Genomic DNA, 16596 nt, shown 5'->3' with positions numbered 1-16596 from the left:
AATCGCAGCAGATGAACTTTCAGAAAATGGGGTGAAGCACATGAAAACAATTTTTGTGACAGGTGGCGCGGGGTATATCGGGACACACACGACGGTGCAATTGCTTGAGGAAGGATACGAAGTCGTTATTTTGGACAACTTGTCCAATAGCCGACAAGAGGCGATTCAGCGAATCGAGATCCTGACTGGAAAGACGGTCACCTTATACGTGGGCGACATTCGAGATCAGGAATTGCTTGATGAAATCTTCTCCACGCACTCGATTCATGCGGTCGTTCACTTCGCGGGTCTAAAGGCAGTCGGCGAATCCGTCAGCCAACCACTTCACTACTATGACAACAACGTAGCTGGGACGCTCGTCTTGTTAAGGATGATGAATCAATTTGGGATAAAACGTATCGTCTTCAGTTCATCGGCGACCGTTTACGGAATCCCAACCACATCTCCGGTCGATGAATCGTTCCCGCTCAGTGCAACCAATCCATATGGACGAACGAAACTGATGATCGAAGAGATATTGCGCGACCTTTATACAGCTGATTCTTCTTGGTCGATTGCGATTCTTCGCTATTTCAATCCGATTGGCGCGCACGACTCCGGGACGATCGGCGAAGATCCGTTCGATGTCCCAAACAACTTGATGCCATACATCACACAAGTCGCGGCCGGGCGTCTAAAAGAGCTTCAAGTGTTCGGGGATGACTATCCGACGCATGACGGGACAGGCGTGCGCGACTATATCCATGTCGTAGATTTGGCGCTTGGTCATTTGAAGGCGTTGGAGTATGTGGGGAAATATGAAGGGGTGGAGGCGTTCAACCTCGGGACAGGGAAAGGATACAGCGTCCTTGATTTGCTTCAAACGTTCCAACAGGAGAGCGGACAGACGATTCCTTATCAAATCACGGATAAACGAGACGGAGACGTCGCGGCGATATTTGCCGACCCGCAAAAGTCTAAGGCCATTCTTGGCTGGGAAGTGCGACATGACATTGAAGCGATGTGTCGGGACGCTTGGCGTTGGCAATCGAATAATCCGAAAGGGTACAGTGAATAAATCCTATGAAGTAGGCGGTCATCACACGATGGTCGTCTCTTTTTGTATTAGAAAGGATAGCGAACGGGAACACCTAATGGAACGTCATTTACTTAGGAGGGATTGGATGAAAGCTTTGTTTTTGAACTGTTCGCTAAAAGGTGGAGACACGACGTCCCATACGGAAGGATTGATTCGTGACATCATCCCGCACTTCGATGCGCTCGACGTCGACTCCGAGATTGTTCGGATTGTTGATTACAACGTCAAGTTCGGTGTGACGGAAGATGAAGGGGATGGGGACGAGTGGCCACAGATTTTTGAGAAAGTGAAGGCCGCGAATATTGTCGTGATTGGGACACCACTCTGGCTCGGGGAGAAGAGTAGCGTCGCCACCCAAGTGATCGAACGGCTATATGGCGGTAGCGGACTGACGAACAAATCAGGACAGGCGATTTACTACAACAAGGTCGGTGGAGTCGTCGTCACGGGGAATGAGGATGGGGCGAAACACGCCTGTGCTTCGATTCTATATGGATTGTCCCACATCGGTTTCACCGTGCCGCCGAATGTCGACACGTACTGGGTCGGAGAAGCGGGACCAGGTGATTCGTACCTTGATGCCGGGCGGGAAAATGAATTCACAAAGTCTCACGGAAAGACGATGGCGTATAACCTCGTCCATTTTGCGAGAATGCTAAAAAATCATCCGATTCCGGCAGAAGGGAATACGATGGAATGAAGCAAACGGATGAACGCTTATGAATACGTTTCCGGATGCAACTCAATACGTCCAAATGGTTGATATCTTTGAGAAAGCTAATCGCAATTTTCTAAATGATCATCTTGGGTTATTGGAGAGTCAAGTTTCTGAAAGAACAATGTGTGGTCAGTTTCAAATTGCATTGAATGATTTGATTAGAAAAGATGTTCAGTATGGAAAATATTATGTGGATGTTGAATACAACAGAAATGTAGGCAGAAGGATTAAGAGGATTCGTAATGGTCGATACGAACAAGTGAATATAACTTGTGATTTGATTGTGCATAGTCGAGGGGGAAATTTGAAACAGGATAATCTAATCGCCCTTGAGATGAAAAAAGTCATTCGAGAGAATTCAAAACAGCAACAAGAAATTAATAAGGACAAAGAACGTATAATAGCGTTGACTAGATCGAGTTACAATGATGATTGGCAATACGATGGTCAAGATTTACCTGATTACGTTTGTAGATTCATACTAGGCATTTACTATGAAATTGACTATGTAAACCGACAAATATGTAATCAATACTATCGGAGTGGAGAATTGGTTCATGAAATATTTATTGACTTTGCTGAAATTGGTTTATAAAGAAGAGCCTCACCTAGATAGAATTAGGTGAGGCTTCATTAATGTGCTTTACTCTTTCTTCTCCACCGCATGCCCGCCGAACTCGTTCCGTAATGCCGCGACGACCTTGCCCGAGAACGTATCCTCTTGAAGCGAGCGTTGACGCATCATGAGGGAGAGTGCGATGACCGGTGTCGGGACGTCGTACTCGAGTGCCGTCTCGACCGTCCACTTGCCTTCACCGGATGCATGCATGACCCCGCGAATGTCGTCGAGCTTCGCATCTTTCGAGAAGGCACTCTCCGTCAGTTCCATGAGCCATGAGCGAATGACCGACCCGTGATTCCAAACGCGTGCGACATCTTCATATTCATAGTCGAACGGACTCTTCTCGAGCACTTCAAAGCCTTCGGCAATCGCCTGCATCATCCCATACTCAATCCCGTTATGCACCATCTTCAAAAAGTGACCACTTCCGCTCGGTCCTGCGTACAAATAGCCCTGGTCGGTCGAGACGTCTTGGAAAAGTTGCTCGATCTTTCCGAACGCCTCCAAGTCGCCTCCGATCATCGTACACGCTCCGTGACGGGCACCTTCCATCCCACCACTCGTCCCGACGTCGAAGAAATAAATCAGTTTTTCTTTGAAATGGTCGGCACGCCGCATCGATTCCTTATAGTTCGAGTTCCCTCCGTCGATGACGATGTCGCCTGGCGAGAGAAGATTGTGCAAGTCGTTCAAGACGTGTTCGGTCACGTCACCCGCCGGCACCATCACCCAGACGACGCGAGGGACCTGAAGCGCGGAAACGACTTCCTGCAAAGAGGCTTTCGTCTTAAATTGACTCGTCGATACGTTTCCCGGGTCATACCCGACGACACGATGCCCATTGTCTGTCAAATTCAGAGCCAAATTGAGGCCCATTTTACCAAGTCCAATCATACCGATTTCCATTCGTTCACCCCATTTGTAAGATTTAGTCCTCTATAGGGCATACCCGAAATAACGATTGCTCAAAAGGACAGCTTGCCTGAGATGTAGAATGATATAAGTGCAACAGTGATGAGAGGAGGGTGGCGATGTTTGAAAATGTATTTCGACTGGCCGTAGACGTCAGGCATCGATTCAAAGACCATCATATTAATGACTACAGTGCCACATTGGCGTTTTTTTGGTTTTTAGCCATCTTTCCGACGTTTTTTGTCCTCTTCGCCGTGATGGCATGGTTTCAAATCGATGATGCGCTTCTCATCGAACAGATTGAGACACTCATTCCAGGGTCAAGTGTGCGTGAACTGTTATCTATCGTCTATGACGTGAGCGGAAATTTGAACGGTGGACTGTTATCAGTCAGTGCCATCATCGCGTTTTGGTCGGCCTCGAACGGGACGGCGCGACTCGTCAAGCTGACGGTGTTCGCATATGGGGAGACGGAAGCGCGCGGCTATATTTTCCGACGATTGATCGGGTTGCTCGTGATTTTAGCAGGGAGCATCGGGGCGGTCATCTTGATTGTGTTTCATCTATTCGGTCAAGAATTTGTCGAATTGATTTATGCCCTCTATCCAAAAGTCGAAGAATTCGACCGCTTGTCGACTCTGACGCGCTATACGGTCTCGACGCTCATCTTGATCATGGCGTTCTCACTCTTTTATAAAATCGCGCCACAACAGCGAGTACGGTTCATCGAAACACTTCCTGGAGCCGTGTTTGCGGTCATCTCGTGGCAATTGCTGTCGACCGGATACAGTGTCTATGTCGAACGCTTCTCGATTCTAGGGGACACATATGGCACGATCGGTGCGGTGATTCTACTACAAATTTGGCTCTATCTGACGGCAGCAACGATGCTGATTGGGGCAGAAATCAATGCGGCATGGCCCTACCATATGACCCGCCAACCGACCCGGACCCATTTCCCGTAACAAAAAAAGGGATATCGTGATTATTCTTTGTGAACATGCTTTAAAACAACCCGTGGCATGGGAATAAACTAGTACTATTTCACGGAAGAAGGTGTGGTCGCATGGCGAAACATCGTAAGCCATCAAAGTGGAAAATCGTACTAGGGGTTGTAGCAGGCGTCATGGCCTTGGTGCTCATCACGGGTGGCGCGTTCGTCTGGTCAATGGTAAAAGAAGTCGATGACACCGTCGCACAAGTGAATGACAACTTGAAAATCAGCAAAGAGCGCAAGCAGGTCGAGACCATTGAACGCAAAGAGTCTGTTTCCATTCTCTTGCTTGGGATTGACCGACGCGGGACCGAACAGGGACGGAGTGACTCAATCATCGTGCTGACACTCAATCCGGAACTTGATGAAGGAGCGATGCTCTCGATTCCCCGGGATACAAAGACTGAAATCGTCGGGAAAGGGACACGTGATAAGATCAATCATGCCTATGCGTTCGGTGGGGCCGAAATGGCAATGAATACGGTCGAGAATTTCCTCGACATCCCAATCGATTATGTCATCGAAACGGATATGGAGGCATTCAGCGACGTCGTGGATGCACTCGGAGGCATTACCGTCATGAATAAATTTGCGTTCTCGACAGAAGATTACACGTTTCCCGTTGGTGAGGTGACGTTAGACGGAGAAGCGGCACTCGATTACACCCGGATGCGCTATAACGATCCAAACGGTGACTTCGGACGTCAAGAACGTCAGCGTGATGTCGTCGCCGCCATCATCGAAAAAGGACGGACGGACTTCTCACTCGACAAGGTCACCGCGTTACTCGAGGTGGTCGGCGATCAGGCGAAGACGAATATCGAGCTCAATGAATTCGTCTCTTTGTCGACGGACTATATGAACGCGTTCCGCAACGCGAGTGTCTTACGGCTTGAGGGTGCGGGCGGATTAGAGGGGGACGGCATCTATTATTGGAATCCGGAATCTTCTTCGTTGAATGGCGTTCAGGAAGAGTTGAAACGATTGATGGAGTAAACTGTCTGACCCAAGTCGGACAGTTTTTTTGTGTTTCAAATGAAACGGAAAGTGGGAGAAATAAAGAGATGCCAAGGAGGGATGAGTCATGAAATGGGAAACGATTGAAGAGGTACTCCACGAAATCGGGGAGACCTCGCAAGAAAAGTGGGAACGGTTGTTTGAGAAGTGGTCGGATCATCGTTGGCACGACCATGAACGCCCTTCTGAAAAAACAAACGTCTTGTTGGTGGATGCCGGTTTTATCCTGACTGACGGACGAGCGAACCTCGAGGCTCTCCATCAATGGTTAGCCGATCATGTCCAAACGACGGTGAGTGATCTCTATCTCGTCTCCCTGTTTCCGTATCAAACGAAACAACAGGACACAGCCATCGACTCGCGGGTGCAATTGTTCGAAGACTTAGGACGTTTCACCGATGAGTTCGATTTGATTTACGAGATGACGCCTGAAGCATGGAATGAGTCACAACTCGACCTTGTCACCGTAACAGATGAACTGATTGAACGTCTGGCGTATGGAGCGACGAAAATCCATGTCCATGTCGAGTCGTTTCGCGGAATAGAACCGGAACGAGTCAAACACATCCTCAAACTGTGGCGTACGATTATGCATACGTATAAGCCGAATGCACAGCTCATCGTTGCCAATGAACGTGTCGATTCAGTCCTAAACTTTGAGGAAGAGGCGGACGTCGTCTGTCATTTCGACTTATCCAGTCATGTCATTTTAGCGTTTGCGCAGGCCAATGTGACACGATTGACCGATTGGGCGAGACAAGTTCATTCACTGAGAGCCAATCAAACATATTTCAATTTCCTATCTTCAGCGGAACGTGATCCGTTTGAGAAAAATCTGAAGGACACTAACCCAGATGTGATTCTCGCAGCCCACAGTGTATTGTTGTCGCTTCAAGGGATTCCGTTGATTGATTATCGAACTTTATTTGGGGTGTCGCAACCGGTTGAACAGGAAGATCTCGTCCGAGCATTGAAACGCGATCCGGATCGACTTCGTGTTTATGAAGGGATATTGAGCCAATTGAATGTGAAACGACTCCACCCTGCCTTGTCCCCTTACATTGGTCAAGAGGTCCTAAATCTCGATCGGCGCGTTTTCGCTGTTAAGCGAACGCATCAAGAGGAGACCCTACTGTTATTGACGAATATGAGTGAAGAGACGGTGCAGACGGATTGTGAAGGGACGAGTCTCTTTACAGAAGAATGGATGACAAATGTAACGCTTCGCCCGTATGAATACGTTTGGCTAAAACAATCACACAATGGAGAGTGAACACTCATGATTGATGTACATTGTCATTTGTTGCCTGAAGTAGATGACGGACCACGTACAATGGAAGCATCCCTTCAACTCGCGAAACGTGCGGTGGAAGAGGGGGTGACATCGATTGTCGTGACACCACACGCGTATCATCCGTACTTTGAGACGCAGCATCATGACATCACGCAAGAAGTCGCGCATCTACAAAAACGACTCGATGATGAACAGATCCCCTTGACCTTGTATGTTGGACAAGAGATTCGAATTTTTGGAGAAATGGTCGAAGCGTTGGAGTCCGGAGAGGCACATTCGCTCGCTGGGTCACGATATGTCCTCGTGGAACTGCCGAGTCAAAGTCTACCAGCTTATACGGAGTCCTTATTCTTTCAACTACAGGCGGCTGGATACGTTCCGGTCATCGCGCATCCGGAGCGGAATCGTGAGTTTGCACTCCATCCAGAAAAATTGCATCATCTCGTATCATCGGGTGCGTTGTCCCAAGTGACAACAAGCAGTTTGACAGGACAGTTCGGGAGACAGATGCGGGAACTCGCACTCACGTTCATCAGTAACGGGCTGAGTCACATCGTCGCCTCCGATGCCCATAACGTGGAACATCGTGATTTCAATTGGTTAGCAGCGAGACAGGAAGTCATCAACGAATTAGGGGAAGAGATGTGGCAACAGCACCTCCACTTTACGGAGGAGATGTTAGCGGATGAACCGATTTCGGTGAATCCTCCACGTTTACCTGAGAAAAACTGGCGAGGACGTTGGAAGTGGTGAAGTAGAAGTTAAATATATTGATTATGAACAACAGTGTAGGTGTTTTTACGATTTATGCATGGAATCAACCGATGCATAAATCGTTTTTTATATTGAACTTGATTTAGCATGTGGAAAATAAAAAATCAAAAATAGATGGTCGTAAAAATGAAAGCGCAACTAATTACGGATTTAACAAGTGCTATACTGAAAGAAAAAGATAGGAATAGGTGGAATGGTCATGGGGAACACAACGCCACGTAACTCTAAATGGATGAGGACATACAATCGTGCACTGATTCTTAGATTGATTCGGCTTCATCAGCCGGTATCACGGGTTGAACTTGCTAAGAAGACAAGTTTGACGAAACCGACTATTTCGAACATTGTTAACGAATTGAAGGAAGAGGGATTAATCAGTGAGCGCGAGCTTGGGGTCTCAAGCGGCGGACGTCGCCCGATCATGCTCGAACTTGCTGCGAGCGACCGTTTTGTCATCGGAATCGATGCGACACAGCGAAAACTGCATGGCGTCGTCACAAACATCCATGGAGAGTTACTTGACGAAGCATGGCACGACGAACGGTTTGACACGAACGAGGAGTTCATCGACGCGATTGTCGCTCTCTACACCATATTGAACAAACGAGCTATAGGGAATGTCATTGGACTTGGTGTTTCTGTGCACGGAATGGTCGAGGCGGGTGAAGGGATTGTCTTATTTGCCCCACGTTTTCACTTGCATGATATCCCTCTCAAGCGCGAACTAGAGAAACGCCTCGAGCAGCACGTATTCGTTGAGAACGATGTGCGGACACTCGCCCTTGGTGAATTGTACTTCGGGGAAGCGATTGGTATCGAGGAATTCTTCTACGTGTATGCCGGTTATGGAATTGGGGGAGCCTATGTCCACGCGGGCGAATTGATTGACGGTGAGCATCATATTGCTGGGGAGATTGGACACATGCGCATCATGCTCGACGGACCAATCTGTTCGTGCGGTAATCGTGGTTGCCTAGAGGCAGTCGCCGGGGAACGTGCCATATTGAATGAAGCTCGTCAGCTCTCGCATGAACTGACACTTGATGATCTTCGTGACGCTGTCCATTTGAATCAAGATGTACGAAAACTATACGAACGGGCCGGCGAATATATCGGTATTGCCACGCTCAACATGATCCACCTTTTGAACCCGGGACGTATTCTTCTCGGAGGTCCGCTATTCAACTATGCGCCAGACGTCGTCACGAACATTCAGGAGCGTGTCGCCCAAACGGCGCTCACCCTTGACGCCCGACAGACCGATATCCGTGTCGTCTCGTGGAACGCCAGCCAAGGGGCGCTCGGAGCCGCAGCGCTTATCACGAACGAGATGTTCGGTGAAATCCAATGAAACCATGAATCGCCGTTCTATTAGGGAAAGGCGATTTTTAATTTCTTTATAAGAAAGCGTTTACAATATAAATGAGGGCATGCTATAGTCTATGTGTAGTTAGATAATAAATTTAATTTACTAAGTAAGGGGTGACACTCTCAACGACACGTTTGGAGGGGTAGCGATGCAAAAAGAGACACCATTGAAAGATCAGTTTCACACAATCTTCGGTCGCTACGGGGCGACTAGGATGTTCGCACGAAAGGACTTTGCCTTCGATGAAATGGAAGCGCTAACGGGGGATGAGACGAGCATCATCATTACGCGCTCTAGACGCGATGGTATCTTCCGTCTTTATGACGATGAGACGCGTGATATCCGATTGTTCCGAGCATCGACGCTCTCGCATGACGTGTCGTTCGAGGACATGGACGGCCTGTTTGAACTTTTGCTATGGCGCTTGAAAGAACAGGACGCATTGCCGTTCGGGGCGGACCTCTACGTCGTCGGCCCATACATAGACGGACCGAAGCTCGATTTGGAACTGATAGCGTACACATTAACATGGCTCGGGGATCGCCCGATGTCAGACCATCTTATTCGGGAGTTATGCCATCGGATTGTGGCGTGACAACACATTCAAAGGAGAATGAACATGAAAAAAACGACGATTGCACTCGCATCATCTGTCTTAATGCTCTCATCTTTACTCGCTGCCTGCGGCGATGACGAACAAGCGGCGGCGACAACGGAAGACGGCAAACCCGTCATCACATGGTGGGGGTGGGCGCCACAACCTGAAGTCGGGGAAGAAATGGCGAAGGCGTTCAACGAATCGCAAGATGATTATGTGGTCAAGTTTAAACGCCTCGAAGACTACGAGCAACAGCTTCAAGTCGCGATGCTTGGTGGAGATGGTCCGGACGTCATTGGTCTCAAAGAACCGATGATTCCGCAATACAAGGATCGCCTTGTACCAGCGAAAGACTATATGGATAAAGCGGCCGGAGAAGGATGGAAAGATAAATTAATCGAACTTGGTGTCGAACAGACAACAGTCGACGGTGAACAGTATGCGGTACCGGTCGGATTCACAGGACAGGCATACCTCATGTACAACAAAACACTCCTCGACAAATATGGCGTGACACCTCCGAAAACTTATGATGAGACGGTTGCGGCGATTGACAAAATCAACGCATCTGGCGACAAGGTCATCCCGATGCAACTAGGCGCGAAGGACGCGTGGGTTGGCGTTGACGTTTTCAACGTATTGAGCCACCAGGTCGCACCGGGTTACATCCAAGAAGTGCTAGCGGGTGACGCGAAGTGGACGGATAAAGAGATGGTCGAGACGGCTGAACTTTGGCAACAACTGTACGAGGACAAAGTGTTTCAAGAAGGCGCTTTGGGTCTTGCGACATACATGGACGGCATGAACAACTTCTTCGACAAGAAAGCAACGATGTGGATCATTGGTTCATGGGAAGCCCACTCGATGACGACGGTCGAGAAGCGTGACAAGTGGAACAACTTCGAAGACGAGATTGGTTTCGTTCCAATGCCAAACCTTGCAGGTGGCACAGAACAACCGGTCATCGCATCAATCGACATGGCACTAGGTGTCAACAAAGAATCGAAACAACAAGAAGGTGCGGCTGCCTTCATCGCCTACATGACGCAAGGTGAAGGACAGGCGCTATACATGGAGAAGTTTGAGATGGCACCAGCCATTAAAGACATCGAAGTAGCATACGAAGACAAGTTCACCAATGATGTTGAACGTGAGTCGTACAAAATCTTGAACGAAACGGTGAAGAACGCTGTCGCAGGACGCGGAATCCGTGACCCGAAAGTCTACGACGCACTCGGAAAAGAACTTCAAAACATCGCTGCCGGACAAGATGCGAAAGAAGCACTCGCACGCATCCAGGCGATTGCGGACCAAGGTAAATAATCAAACGAGCGCCAGTAGCCAGACTCACTGGCGCTCGATTTTTTGAATCTGAAAGTGAGGGAACCTTATGCAACAAGCAACCGATTTGACCAAGTCCAAGCCGAAGCTCACATCGGTACCACCGAGCGCACCGAATCCGATTCGTAAGAAAGAGCGGATGAAGCAGAACTTGATCGGCTGGGCGTTCGTCGCTCCGACCGTCCTGTTCGTCATCGCTTTCATCTATTACGGAATCTTCTACAACGCCTATCACTCACTCTTTTCATGGGACGGAATCTCGTTTGAGAAAGTGTATATCGGTTTTGAAAACTTCGGCCGGATGTTCAAAGACCCAGAATTTTATAATGCGCTCAAAAACACGGGGATCTTCACTGTCTTGACGGTCACGATTCAGGCGGGTCTCGGGCTCGTATTGGCCTATTTGCTTCACACGAAAGGCATGGGGCGGACGTTCTTCAAATCGGTGTTCTTCTTCCCGGTCGTCTTGAGCCCGGTCGTCCTCGGGGCGGCGTTCACGCAAATTTTTGACTTCCAGTTCGGATATATCAACGAATTCCTTCGCATGATTGGTCTTGGTGCGTTTGAACAGAACTGGCTCGGCGACCAAGACGTTGCGCTCTACGCTATCATTCTGATTAACATCTTCCAATGGACAGGCTCGTCCATGATCATGTATTACATGGCGATGCTCGCAATCGAACGGGAAGTGTTCGAGGCGGCTAATATCGACGGGGCAGGATTTTGGCGTACGCTTTGGAGTGTCGTCTTCCCGAACTTGAAAGGGACGACGTTCACACTGACGATCCTCGGGGTCATCGGTGGTCTAAAGACGTTCGACATCGTCTGGATCTCGACACAAGGAGGACCAGGTAACTCGACCGAGGTCATCTCGACATACCTGTTCCGTAAATCGATGTTGCATCAAGAGGTCGGCTATGCCAGCGCTGTCGCCGTCATCTTGCTTGCGATTGCACTCGGCATCACGTACTTCCAGATGCGTGTACAGAAGAAAATGGACTAAGGGGGAGAACAGATGGAACTGCAAACAAAGAAAGGAAGATGGTTCACCAATATCGGTCTGTCACTCATGGCAATCCTCTGGTTGTTCCCGATCTTCGTCATGTTCAAGGAAAGCTTACGTGTCAATGGCTTCAACAACTACATCGCGACGCTACAAAATCCGAACTTCCCACAATTCGTCTTTAACAGCTTCATCGTCGCCTTCTTCATGATCTTGATTTCCATCTCATTTCTTGCATTTGCGGCGTTCGGTTTCTCGAAGCTCCAGTTCGCCGGGAAGCGCCTTTTATTTAATCTCGTTCTGGCGGGATTGATGTTACCGGTCGCCTCGCTCATCGTGCCACTCTTCTTCACGTTGCGCACACTTGACGGGCTCAATAGCTATTGGGGATTGATTGGTGCCGAAATCGCCTTCTTCCTTCCGTTCGGACTCATGCTCATCAAGAGTTACTTCGACGAGCTGCCAAACGAATTGATGGAAGCAGCGCATATCGACGGGGCGTCGACGTTTCAAATCTTCTATAAAGTCATGATGCCACTCGCCAAGCCGGCACTCGCAACAGCGACGATTTACGCGTTTCTCAACTCATGGAACGAATACTTGATGGTACTTACGTTCATGACAGACCCGGCCAAACAGACAGTAACGATGGCACCGACCTTCTTCACGGAAGCGCTCGGCGGAGACCCTGGTAAATTATACGCCTCGCTCGTCTTGATCAGCTTGCCGACGATGGTGTTTTATATCTTTTTCCAACGCTTCTTACAAAAAGGCATGACTTCAGGAGCGGTCAAATAATCGATTGAGGTGAACAGCATGTATTTAGGAGTAGATTACTATCCAGAACAGACTGATCGTGCACTTTGGGACGAGGATGTCCGCTTGATGAAAGAACTCGGTGTCAACGTCATCCGGATGGCGGAATTTGTCTGGACGATGATGGAACCGTCCGACGGTGAGTTTGACTTCTCATTTTGGGATGAGGTCGTCGAAACCTTCGGCGAACACTTTGACATCGTGCTCGGCACGCCTACGGCGACACCGCCCGCGTGGCTTATCGAAAAACATCCGGACATCCTTCCGGTGACGAAAGACGGGGTGCGTATCAGCTTCGGAGCTCGTCGTCACTATACCGTCAACAGCCCTGTCTACCGCGAATACTGTGAACGAATCACCCGCAAGATGGCGGAGCGGTATGGTCGTCATCCACGTGTCATCGGTTGGCAGACGGACAACGAGTATGGACATGAACAGTCGGACCGTTCGTACGGTGATGTCGACCAAGAGGCGTTCCAGGAATGGCTGAAAGAACGCTACGAGACGCTCGACGCGCTCAACGCGGCTTGGGGGACCGTCTTCTGGAGCCATACATATACGGCATGGACACAGATTCCGGTCCCTCGCACCGTGTTCCAAGAACACAATCCGTCGCTTCTCGTCGATTTTGACCGCTTCTGCTCGGACGCATATCGCTCGTTTAACAAGCTCCAGGTCGACACGCTCCGCCCGCTCATCCATGAGGATGCGTTCATCACGCATAACCTCGTATATAGCGACATGGCAATCAACCAGCAGCAGATGGCACAAGATCTCGACTATGTCTCTTTCGACAACTATCCGGTATGGGGCGGGTTGCCAGAACCAAACCGTTTCGAGAAGACGGCGCACGATCATGATTTGTGCCGTTCTTCGAAACAAGGCAAAGGATTCTGGGTGATGGAACAGTTGAGCGGGGCCCAAGGATGGAGCCGCATCGGCTACTTACCACGACCTGGTCATATCCGTCTCTGGACACATCAGGCTGTCGCGCGTGGGGCCGAGGCGATTGTCTACTTCCGATTCCGTGCCGCGGATTTTGGGACGGAAGAGTTCTGTCACGGCATCATTGACCATGACGGGAAACCGAAACGGAAGTTCGAAGAAGTGAAGCACGTCATGTCGGAGCTTCACGCGCATGGCGACATGATCAACGCGGCTGCGTACAAGTCAGACGTTGCTGTCTATTTTGATCAGGAGAACTTATGGGCGTGGACGCACCAACCACACTCCGACGCATTTAACTTCAAGCAAGAGTTTGTCCGCTTCTACGGTGCAGCTGTCCGTCAAGGTGTCAACACGGATATCGTCTTCCCAGGGGACGCGCTCGATTCGTATAAACTCGTTGTCGTCCCGCTCTATTTCCTCGGAAATGATGTGTTTGACGAGACGCTCATCGACTATATCGAAAAGGGTGGGCACGTCATCTTCACCTACCGTACAGACGTGAAAGACCCGATTAACCGTTGCCACAACTTGACGCTACCAGGTAAGTTTGCCGAATACGCGGGTATCGAGATTGATGAGTACGAGAGTTTGCAGACCGTCCAATCGAACGAAGTCCGACTCGGTGACCAAGTTTCTGAGGCGAACATTTGGTGTGACTTGATTACACCGAAAGGCGCCGACGTATTGGCAACATATGAAAAGGCCTTCTATAAAGGGACTGCGGCAATCACACGGCACACGTATAAAGGAGACGTGACATACATCGGTTCATCGGTCGACGACGAGATGCTCGATGCAGTTTATCATCAGGCGCTCACACGCGCTGGGATCGACGCGACCCGACTTCCAGACGATGTCGAGAAGGTCGACCGTCAAGGAGACGGGCAGGTGATCCGCTTCTACCTGAACCATTCGACCGAGGTTAAATCAACGGTTGACCTCGATGGCACGTGGCAGACGCTTGACGGGGAGACGGTAACAGGCAAGCTCGAACTTAAACCGCTCGATGTTGTCCTATTGAAACAGGAGGTGAAGGCATGATTGTTCGTCACGACAATCGGTTCGCCCTCATCGGAACGAATCTCACGTACGTGTTTGATGTCGATTCACGAGGTCGTCTCATCCATCAGTATCTCGGCGGACGCCTGCATGAATTAGACATCATAGAACTACCAGACGCGCGCGTTCTGCACTCGTCGTTCGAGACACCAGAAGGGGTGGCCGCTTACGAGTTCACCTCGTTCGGCGACCTTGTCTATACGGAACCGACGTTGAAGAGTCATACGACGACAGAACGATTGCACGCTTTCTCACTCGGTGATGCACGTATCGATGGAGAGACACTCGAGCTCGATTTGATCGATTCAATTCAATCACTTCAAGTGACGCTCCAGTTCACGCTTCATCCGGTTTACGACATCATCTCACGCAAGATGACCATCACGGCAGGAGAAACGGTCACGCTCGAGAGCGCGCAGTCTTTCAGCCTCGGACTCATTGAGCGCGAGATGCGACTCAGTCATTTCAGCGGGGCGTGGACGAGCGAGTTCCAGCTCCAGCAAGGGACGCTCCTCCCAGGCAAGAAAACGATCGAGAGTCGTCGCGGATTGACGAGCCATCAAAGTAATCCGTGGTTCGCGCTCGACAGTGACGCGACGGAGACAGACGGGGAGGTCGTCTTTGGATTCCTCGGTTACTCCGGCAACTGGGCGATTCATTTTGAAAAAGACGAGTTTGGCTTTACACAGGTGACGGGCGGGATCAATCCGTTCGACTTCGCGAAGACGCTTCAAGTGGGTGAGTCGTTCACGACGCCACCGGCCTATATCGGCTATACGCAACGCGGGTTCGGTGGTATGAGTCAGAACGCCCATGACTTTGAGCGCGACGTCATCATGCCGGAAGCGACACGTGACGTGTTACGCCCGGTCCTTTACAACTCCTGGGAGGCGACCTATTTCGATGTCAGCGAGGATGGACAAAAACGTCTCGTCGATGAGGCGGCCGCGATTGGCTGTGAGTTATTCGTCGTCGATGATGGTTGGTTCGGTGAGCGTCACTCGGACGCGGCCGGACTCGGGGATTGGCACGTCAACACGACGAAGTTCCCGAACGGGCTCGACCCGCTCGTCCGCTACGTCGAGGAGAAAGGCCTCCAGTTCGGGCTATGGGTCGAACCGGAGATGGTCAATCCGGATTCAGATTTGTATCGGGCTCATCCGGAATGGATTTACTATACGGACGGACGCCCGTCGACGACGTCGCGGAACCAGTTCGTCTTGAACCTTGCACTGCCTGAAGTGGAGGCGCACGTGACGGCGTGGCTCGATGAATTGCTCGGACGACACGCGATTCGTTACATCAAGTGGGACATGAACCGCGCCTTCTCAGAACCGGACAGTCCGCGCATGGAAGATGCGAAGGAACTATGGCTCCGTCATGTGGAAGCCGTGTATCGCATCCTCGACATGTTGCGGGAGAAACATCCGAATGTCGCGTTCGAGTCCTGCGCAGGTGGTGGTGGACGAATCGATCTCGGTGTGCTCTCACGCGTCGAGCAGGTCTGGACGAGCGACAACACGGACGCGTTCGACCGCCTCGCGATTCAAGAAGGTTTCTCATACGCCTACAACGCCAAGATGATGAGCTGCTGGGTGACGGACTCACCGAACTGGTTGAACAATCGTTCGTTGCCGCTCGCGTATCGGTTCGTCAGTGCGATGCAAGGCACGCTCGGTATCGGTGGCAACCTACTAGAATGGACACCAGATGAGCTTTCAGAAGCGAAAGAATGGATTGCGACGTACAAGACGATTCGTCCGATTGTGCAGCACGGGACGAGCCATCGCCTCGCTTCACTCAAACGGGACGGCTTCCATGCCGTCGGCTATACGAACGGCGAAGACTATATCGTCCTCCTCAACGCCGACCGTCGTCAGTACGGGAAAAATCGTTTGCGTGTGAAGCTACGCGGGCTCGATCCTGAACGGACGTACGAACTAGAAGGACGCCGCGTGAGCGGACGCTATTTGATGGAACAAGGCATAAACCTCACACAACAAACAGACTATGACGCGTATTGCCTGGTCATCCACCCGGCATGAGCGATGGA

Annotated in this window: 15 protein-coding genes; 14 read left to right on the top strand and 1 reads right to left on the bottom strand. The window is 50.3% G+C overall.

Annotated features, from left to right (window positions below):
* Nucleotides 1-40: 40 nt before the first annotated feature.
* The 3 genes from galE to OKS35_RS08830 all read left to right on the top strand — a co-directional run bounded on the left by galE (nt 41) and on the right by OKS35_RS08830 (nt 2391).
* Nucleotides 41-1057 (top strand): UDP-glucose 4-epimerase GalE, encoded by a 1017-nt coding sequence (gene galE / locus OKS35_RS08840; RefSeq protein ID WP_074035865.1) that lies wholly within the window; start codon nt 41-43, stop codon nt 1055-1057.
* 106 nt (nt 1058-1163) lie between these two features.
* Nucleotides 1164-1778 carry a flavodoxin family protein gene (locus OKS35_RS08835; protein WP_215243649.1) on the top strand — a complete coding sequence of 205 codons (615 nt, stop codon included), beginning with the start codon at nt 1164-1166 and terminating at the stop codon, nt 1776-1778.
* A gap of 19 nt (nt 1779-1797) precedes the next feature.
* The gene (locus OKS35_RS08830; protein WP_159562909.1) at nt 1798-2391 is read left to right on the top strand and encodes a hypothetical protein; all 594 of its coding nucleotides are present in this window, start codon (nt 1798-1800) and stop codon (nt 2389-2391) included.
* A gap of 48 nt (nt 2392-2439) precedes the next feature.
* Here the strand turns inward: OKS35_RS08830 and gnd are convergent, their stop codons facing one another.
* On the bottom strand, nt 2440-3324 hold the full coding sequence (gnd, locus tag OKS35_RS08825) for a phosphogluconate dehydrogenase (NAD(+)-dependent, decarboxylating) (protein WP_264092910.1): 885 nt from the start codon (nt 3322-3324) through the stop codon (nt 2440-2442).
* Between the two features lie 125 nt (nt 3325-3449).
* Between gnd and OKS35_RS08820 the strand changes: the two genes are divergently transcribed.
* From OKS35_RS08820 to OKS35_RS08770, 11 genes are all read left to right on the top strand, one after another.
* Complete coding sequence (locus OKS35_RS08820) at nt 3450-4295, top strand: YihY/virulence factor BrkB family protein (protein WP_159562907.1); 846 nt, start codon at nt 3450-3452, stop codon at nt 4293-4295.
* A gap of 101 nt (nt 4296-4396) precedes the next feature.
* Nucleotides 4397-5320 (top strand): LCP family protein, encoded by a 924-nt coding sequence (locus tag OKS35_RS08815; RefSeq protein WP_196431219.1) that lies wholly within the window; start codon nt 4397-4399, stop codon nt 5318-5320.
* Nucleotides 5321-5408: 88 nt separating this feature from the next.
* Complete coding sequence (locus tag OKS35_RS08810) at nt 5409-6614, top strand: hypothetical protein (protein WP_264092909.1); 1206 nt, start codon at nt 5409-5411, stop codon at nt 6612-6614.
* A 6-nt stretch (nt 6615-6620) separates the two neighbouring features.
* Nucleotides 6621-7388, top strand: coding sequence for a tyrosine-protein phosphatase (locus OKS35_RS08805; RefSeq protein ID WP_214690478.1), 768 nt, complete (start codon nt 6621-6623; stop codon nt 7386-7388).
* A 220-nt stretch (nt 7389-7608) separates the two neighbouring features.
* Nucleotides 7609-8760, top strand: coding sequence for an ROK family transcriptional regulator (locus OKS35_RS08800; RefSeq protein ID WP_214690479.1), 1152 nt, complete (start codon nt 7609-7611; stop codon nt 8758-8760).
* Nucleotides 8761-8926: 166 nt separating this feature from the next.
* Entirely contained in the window at nt 8927-9373 is a 447-nt protein-coding gene (locus OKS35_RS08795; RefSeq protein ID WP_214690480.1) for a hypothetical protein, read from the top strand.
* 24 nt (nt 9374-9397) lie between these two features.
* Nucleotides 9398-10699 (top strand): ABC transporter substrate-binding protein, encoded by a 1302-nt coding sequence (locus tag OKS35_RS08790; RefSeq protein WP_251125263.1) that lies wholly within the window; start codon nt 9398-9400, stop codon nt 10697-10699.
* 67 nt (nt 10700-10766) lie between these two features.
* Complete coding sequence (locus OKS35_RS08785; protein ID WP_214690482.1) at nt 10767-11720, top strand: carbohydrate ABC transporter permease; 954 nt, start codon at nt 10767-10769, stop codon at nt 11718-11720.
* A gap of 12 nt (nt 11721-11732) precedes the next feature.
* Entirely contained in the window at nt 11733-12518 is a 786-nt protein-coding gene (locus OKS35_RS08780) for a carbohydrate ABC transporter permease (RefSeq protein WP_074035881.1), read from the top strand.
* 18 nt (nt 12519-12536) lie between these two features.
* Entirely contained in the window at nt 12537-14525 is a 1989-nt protein-coding gene (locus tag OKS35_RS08775; protein WP_264092908.1) for a beta-galactosidase, read from the top strand.
* Nucleotides 14522-16588, top strand: a complete 2067-nt coding sequence (locus tag OKS35_RS08770) for an alpha-galactosidase (protein ID WP_264092906.1) — start codon at nt 14522-14524, stop codon at nt 16586-16588. Before OKS35_RS08775 ends, OKS35_RS08770 begins: the two co-directional genes overlap by 4 nt.
* The last annotated feature ends 8 nt before the right edge of the window (nt 16589-16596 follow it).

Origin of the sequence: Exiguobacterium sp. N5, from assembly GCF_025842465.1 — a bacterium.
Taxonomy (GTDB): domain Bacteria; phylum Bacillota; class Bacilli; order Exiguobacteriales; family Exiguobacteriaceae; genus Exiguobacterium; species Exiguobacterium profundum.
Note: the sequence above shows the minus strand (reverse complement) of the source record. Positions and strands in the feature narration are given on the sequence as shown.

Bases quoted from the DNA above. Each gene is read 5' to 3' on its own strand.
- OKS35_RS08810 (WP_264092909.1), top strand. From the start codon at position 5,409: ATGAAATGGGAAACGATTGAAGAGGTACTCCACGAAATCGGGGAGACC.
- OKS35_RS08805 (WP_214690478.1), top strand. From the start codon at position 6,621: ATGATTGATGTACATTGTCATTTGTTGCCTGAAGTAGATGACGGACCA.
- OKS35_RS08770 (WP_264092906.1), top strand. From the start codon at position 14,522: ATGATTGTTCGTCACGACAATCGGTTCGCCCTCATCGGAACGAATCTC.
- OKS35_RS08800 (WP_214690479.1), top strand. From the start codon at position 7,609: ATGGGGAACACAACGCCACGTAACTCTAAATGGATGAGGACATACAAT.
- OKS35_RS08790 (WP_251125263.1), top strand. From the start codon at position 9,398: ATGAAAAAAACGACGATTGCACTCGCATCATCTGTCTTAATGCTCTCA.
- OKS35_RS08795 (WP_214690480.1), top strand. From the start codon at position 8,927: ATGCAAAAAGAGACACCATTGAAAGATCAGTTTCACACAATCTTCGGT.
- OKS35_RS08780 (WP_074035881.1), top strand. From the start codon at position 11,733: ATGGAACTGCAAACAAAGAAAGGAAGATGGTTCACCAATATCGGTCTG.
- OKS35_RS08785 (WP_214690482.1), top strand. From the start codon at position 10,767: ATGCAACAAGCAACCGATTTGACCAAGTCCAAGCCGAAGCTCACATCG.
- gnd (WP_264092910.1), bottom strand. From the start codon at position 3,324: ATGGAAATCGGTATGATTGGACTTGGTAAAATGGGCCTCAATTTGGCT.
- OKS35_RS08830 (WP_159562909.1), top strand. From the start codon at position 1,798: ATGAATACGTTTCCGGATGCAACTCAATACGTCCAAATGGTTGATATC.
- galE (WP_074035865.1), top strand. From the start codon at position 41: ATGAAAACAATTTTTGTGACAGGTGGCGCGGGGTATATCGGGACACAC.
- OKS35_RS08815 (WP_196431219.1), top strand. From the start codon at position 4,397: ATGGCGAAACATCGTAAGCCATCAAAGTGGAAAATCGTACTAGGGGTT.
- OKS35_RS08835 (WP_215243649.1), top strand. From the start codon at position 1,164: ATGAAAGCTTTGTTTTTGAACTGTTCGCTAAAAGGTGGAGACACGACG.
- OKS35_RS08775 (WP_264092908.1), top strand. From the start codon at position 12,537: ATGTATTTAGGAGTAGATTACTATCCAGAACAGACTGATCGTGCACTT.
- OKS35_RS08820 (WP_159562907.1), top strand. From the start codon at position 3,450: ATGTTTGAAAATGTATTTCGACTGGCCGTAGACGTCAGGCATCGATTC.